This is a genomic window from Micrococcus sp. APC 4021 (assembly GCF_030407635.1).
GTDB classification, from domain to species: domain Bacteria; phylum Actinomycetota; class Actinomycetes; order Actinomycetales; family Micrococcaceae; genus Micrococcus; species Micrococcus luteus.
This window is the reverse complement of sequence record NZ_JASDCZ010000145.1, coordinates 1-5,290: the sequence shown is the minus strand read 5'-3', so window position 1 is coordinate 5,290 and position 5,290 is coordinate 1. Positions and strand designations below refer to the sequence as shown.

The 5,290-nt window shown below is 75.7% G+C and carries 4 protein-coding genes; all 4 read left to right on the top strand.

The window, feature by feature from the left end; translation table 11 throughout:
* On the top strand, positions 1-1,430 hold a 1,430-nt coding region (gene lysA, locus QL983_RS10260), incomplete at its 5' end, for a diaminopimelate decarboxylase (RefSeq protein WP_290152857.1).
* 171 nt (positions 1,431-1,601) lie between these two features.
* Positions 1,602-2,924, top strand: coding sequence for a homoserine dehydrogenase (locus tag QL983_RS10255; RefSeq protein ID WP_036313081.1), 1,323 nt, complete (start codon positions 1,602-1,604; stop codon positions 2,922-2,924).
* Positions 2,925-2,927: 3 nt separating this feature from the next.
* A complete protein-coding gene (thrC, locus tag QL983_RS10250; protein ID WP_036313078.1) occupies positions 2,928-4,040 on the top strand; it encodes a threonine synthase in 1,113 nt (370 codons plus the stop codon).
* A gap of 3 nt (positions 4,041-4,043) precedes the next feature.
* Positions 4,044-4,997, top strand: coding sequence for a homoserine kinase (gene thrB / locus QL983_RS10245; protein ID WP_036313075.1), 954 nt, complete (start codon positions 4,044-4,046; stop codon positions 4,995-4,997).
* Positions 4,998-5,290 lie beyond the last annotated feature (293 nt).

Sequence of the window (5,290 nt, the reverse complement as noted above, 5' to 3'; positions counted from 1 at the left end):
CCTGGCTCCCCGCACCGGGGGACCCGGACGCGCTCGTGCCCGGCCTGTGGGCCGCCGGCGTGGACCGCGCCGCCGACGGCGAGCTCACCGTCCAGGGCCTGCGCGCGAGCGCGCTCGCCGCGGAGTTCGGCACGCCGCTGCTCGTGGTGGACGAGGACGACTTCCGCGCCCGCGCCCGCGCGTTCCGCAAGGGCTTCGACGCCGCCTTCGCCGACCTGTGCGGGGGAGCGGACGTCTACTACGCCGGCAAGTCCATGCTCACCCTCTCCACCGCCCGCTGGGCCGCCGAGGAGGGCCTGCGCGTGGACACCGCCTCGGGCGGCGAGCTGGCGATCGCGCTGGCCGCCGGCATCGACCCGGCCCACATCGGCCTGCACGGCAACAACAAGTCGGACGCCGAGCTGCGCACGGCCCTGGAGGCGGGCGTGGGTCGGATCATCGTGGACTCGCTCGACGAGCTCACCCACCTGGCCGCGCTCGCGGCCGAGGCCGGCCGCCGCGCCCCCGTGATGCTCCGGCTGACCCCGGGCGTGCACGCGCACACCCACGACTTCATCGCCACCGCGCACGAGGACCAGAAGTTCGGGCTCTCCCTGGCCCCGGCCTCCACCGACCGGGACGGCAATGTGGCCGGCCGCTCGCCGGCCGCCGTCGCCGTGGCCGCGGCCCTGGCGGCCGAGTCGATCGAGCTGCTGGGCGTGCACTGCCACATCGGGTCCCAGATCTTCGAGGCCGAGGGCTTCGGGCTGGCGGCCGGACGCGTGCTCGAGTTCCTCGCCGAGGTCAAGGCCGAGCACGGGGTGGAGCTGGCCGAGCTCGACCTCGGGGGCGGCCACGGCATCGCCTACACGGCCGTGGACGAGCCCCGTCCGGCCGCGGAGATCGCCGACGCCCTCGCCGACGACGTCCAGAAGACCGTCGAGCGCCTCGGCCTGGCGTGCCCGCGCATCTCGCTCGAGCCGGGGCGGGCCATCTCGGGCCCCGCGGGGTTGACCCTCTACACGGTCGGGGTGACCAAGACCGTGGACGTGGACGCCCCCGACGGCGGCACCGCGGCCCGCCGCTACGTCGCCGTGGACGGCGGCATGTCCGACAACCCGCGTCCCGTCCTCTACGACGCCGACTACACCGCCGTCTCCGCGCGCCGCACCTCGGAGGCCGAGCCGGTGCTCTCCCGTGTGGTGGGCAAGCACTGCGAGTCTGGCGACATCCTGGTCCGCGACGTATACCTGCCGGCCGACCTGGGCCGCGGCGACCTGCTGGCCGTGCCGGCCACGGGCGCGTACACGCACGTGATGTCCTCGAACTACAACGCGCTGGCTCGCCCGGCCGTCGTCGCGGTCTCCGACGGGCAGGCGCGGGTGATCATCCGCCGCGAGACGCAGGAGGACCTGTTCGCCCGCGAGGCCGATCCGCGCCTCGCCCGCTGAGGACGGGGGCGAGGCGCACCCGGCCGCCGGCCTCGGGCCCGGGTGGGCCCGTCCCGCACTGCGGACACCGAGTGTCGCGCGGCGGGACGGGCCGGGGCGCCACGCTAGATTCGAGGCCAGCCGGGCCGCGCGGTCGCGCGGGCCCGACCCCACCCTGGATCACGGAGGACCATGCCCCAGCACACCGACGCCCCCACCGCACTCAAGGTCGCCCTGCTGGGCGGCGGGACCGTGGGGTCCCAGACCGCCCGGATCCTCACCGAGGACGCCGACATCCTGCGGGACCGCGTGGGCGCCGACCTCGAGCTCACGGGCATCGCGGTGCGGGACACGGGCGCGACGCGCGACTGGCAGGCGGACCCGGCGCTCTACACCACCGACGCCGAGGCGCTCGTGGACGGCGCCGACGTCGTCATCGAGCTGATGGGCGGCATCGAGCCGGCCCGCACCCTGATCCTGCGCGCCCTGGCCGCCGGCACGTCCGTGGTGACCGGCAACAAGGCGCTGCTGGCCCAGCACGGCGAGGAGCTGTACGCCGCGGCCGCCGCCACCGGCGCGCAGCTCAGCTTCGAGGCCGCCGTAGCCGGCGCCATCCCGATCCTGCGCCCGCTACGCGACTCCCTGGGCGGCGACCGCGTCACCCGCGTGATGGGCATCGCCAACGGCACCACCAACTTCATCCTTGACCGGATGGACTCCGAAGGGGCGGACTTCGACGACGCCCTCGCCGAGGCCCAGCGGCTCGGCTACGCCGAGGCCGACCCGACCGCCGACGTCGAGGGCCACGACGCCGCCGCGAAGGCCGCGATCCTGGCGACCATCGCGTTCGGCGCGCCGTACACCCTGGACCAGGTGGCCGTCGCGGGCATCACCGCGATCACGGCCGAGGACAACGCCGCCGCCGCGGAGGCGGGCTACGTCATCAAGCTGCTGGCGATCGCCGAGCGCGGCCGCGCCGCCGACGGCGCCCAGGGCGCGGTCCTGCGCGTGCACCCCACCCTGCTGCCGCGGGAGCACCCGCTGGCCTCCGTGCGCGGGGCGTTCAATGCCGTCTTCGTGGAGGCCGAGAACGCCGGCGAGCTCATGTTCTACGGTCCCGGCGCCGGCGGCGCCCCCACCGCCTCCGCGGTGATGGGCGACGTCGTCTCGATCGCCCAGCGCATCGTGCGCGGCGGCCCGGCGCGCCTGCGCACCCCCGTCACCGCCCTGCCCGCCCTGGACCCGGCCGAGGCCCACACCTCCTTCATGGTCGTGCTGCGCGCGGCCGACCAGCCCGGCGTGCTGCGCCGCGTCGCCGGGGTGTTCGAGGAGCACGGCGTCTCCATCGAGACGCTGCGCCAGGTCCCGTCCGAGCGCGAGGACGCCCCCGGCGCGTCCCTGCGGCTGATCACCCACCGTGCGCGGCAGCGCGACCTCGACGCCACCGTCGAGGCGCTCGCCGCCCTGGACGTCGTCCACGAGGTCGCGTCCGTCCTCCGAGTCGAAGGGAACTGACCCATGGCCCACCAGTGGCGCGGCGTCGTCCGCGAGTACGCCGACCGCCTGCCCGTCACCGAGGACACGCGCGTGATCACCCTCGGCGAGGGCGGCACCCCGCTCATCCACGCCCCCCACCTCTCCGAGCTGGTGCAGGGCACCGTGCACGTGAAGTTCGAGGGCATGAACCCGACCGGCTCCTTCAAGGACCGCGGCATGACCATGGCGATCACCGCCGCCGTCGCGGACGGCGCGAAGGCCGTCGTCTGCGCGTCCACCGGCAACACGTCCGCCTCGGCGGCGGCCTACGCCGCGCAGGCCGGGATCACGTGCGCCGTGCTCGTGCCTGAGGGGAAGATCTCGATGGGCAAGATGTCCCAGGCCGTGGCCCACGGCGCGGAGATCCTCCAGGTGCAGGGCAACTTCGACGACTGCCTCGAGGTGGCCCGCAAGCTGGCCGAGAACTACCCCGTGTTCCTCGTGAACTCCGTCAACCCGGCCCGCATCGAGGGGCAGAAGACCGGCGCGTTCGAGGTCGTGGACACCCTCGGCGACGCCCCGGACTACCACCTGCTGCCCGTGGGCAACGCGGGCAACATCACCGCGTACTGGAAGGGCTACCGCGAGTACGCCGCCCCCTACGTGAACCCGCACGAGGGCGCCTCGGACGCCGAGCTGCCCGCGGTGGCCACGAAGACCCCCGTGATGTGGGGCTTCCAGGCCGCGGGCGCCGCCCCGATCGTCCAGGGCCACCCCGTGACCGACCCGGACACGATCGCCACCGCCATCCGGATCGGCAACCCGGCCTCGTGGGAGCAGGCCGAGGCCGCCCGCGACGAGTCCGGCGGGATGATCGACTCCGTCACGGACGAGGAGATCCTCGAGGCCCATCGCTGGCTCTCCGCGAAGGAGGGCGTGTTCGTCGAGCCCGCCTCCGCCGCCGGCGTCGCCGGGCTGCTCAAGCACCACGCCGCCGGGAACGTGCCGGCCGGCAAGAGCTGGGTCATCACCGTCACCGGCCACGGCCTCAAGGACCCGCAGTGGGCCCTGCGTGGCGCCGACGGCGCCGACGTGACCCCGCGCTCGGTGCCGTTCGACGTGGTCACCGTCGCCCAGGCCCTCGGCCTGAGCTGAGCCATGGCCGCACCGCAGCCGCTGGCGCCCGGGACCGCCGCGTCCGTCTCCGTCCCCGCCACCTCCGCCAACCTCGGCCCCGGCTTCGACTCGATGGGCCTGGCCCTGGAGCTGCGCGACGAGGTGACGCTCACGGTCGTGGCGGGCCCCGACGTCGCGGAGGTCGAGGGGGAGGGGGAGGCCACCCTGCCGCGGGACGGCGCGCACCTGATCCTGCGCCTGGCGCGCGAGCACCTGCGGGACCGCGGGTTCACCGCGCCGGGGCTGCACCTGCGCGCCGTGAACCGGATCCCGCACGCCCGCGGGCTCGGCTCGTCCGCGGCCGCCGTCGTCGCGGCCTACGCCGCGGCCGAGGCCCTGCTGCCGGCCGCGCTGCGCCGGGCGCCCGCGGACCTGCTCGAGGCGGCCACCCGCTTCGAGGGGCACCCGGACAACGTCGCCCCCGCGCTCGTGGGCGGGGCCACCGTCTCCTGGACCCGTGACGACGTCCCCGGCCCGGCCACGGCGCGGCTGCGGCTGCACGAGCGCGTGGTGCCGGTGGTCGCGATCCCGGACACCGAGCTGTCCACCCACGTCGCCCGGGGCGTGCTGCCCGCCGAGGTGCCCCACGCCGTGGCGGCGGCCCAGGCCGGCCGTGCCGCGCTGCTCGTCCACGCGCTGGCGGAGGACCCCGCGCTGCTGCTGGCCGCCACGCGGGACTGGCTGCACCAGGAGCCGCGCGCCGTGGCCATGCCGGCCAGCGCCGCACTGGTCGCGGGGCTGCGCGAGCGCGGCCATGCCGCCGTCGTCTCCGGCGCGGGTCCTACGGTGCTCGCGCTGTGCGACGGCGTTCAGGCGGCCGAGCACGCCGCGGAGGCGGCGCGTGCTCTGACGGCGGACGGGGCGGCCTCCTGGCGCGTGCTGGTGCCGTGCGTGGCCGTGGACGGTGTTAGGGTGGAATCACTCCACCACGGCTGACCCCACCGCCTCGCGCGGCCCGGGTCTCCGGTGCCCGGGCCAGTGACGGCCGGACGCACCGTGCGCCGTCGGCCGGAACCCCGCCGCGATCCATCCCGTGCTGCGCACGGCCGGCGTGCGGGACCCCTTCCGGCTCGGTCGAGTCCGGACGCCTCCGCCCCGTCACGCAGCGACTGCGCACGATCAGGGGAGGCGCCACTGCTGAGTTCACACCATGAAACCCGGTTTTCTGGGGCGCCGCTGCGCGGCCCGACCGGATGCACACCGCAGCCCGACGCGCCACGCGCCGCCGG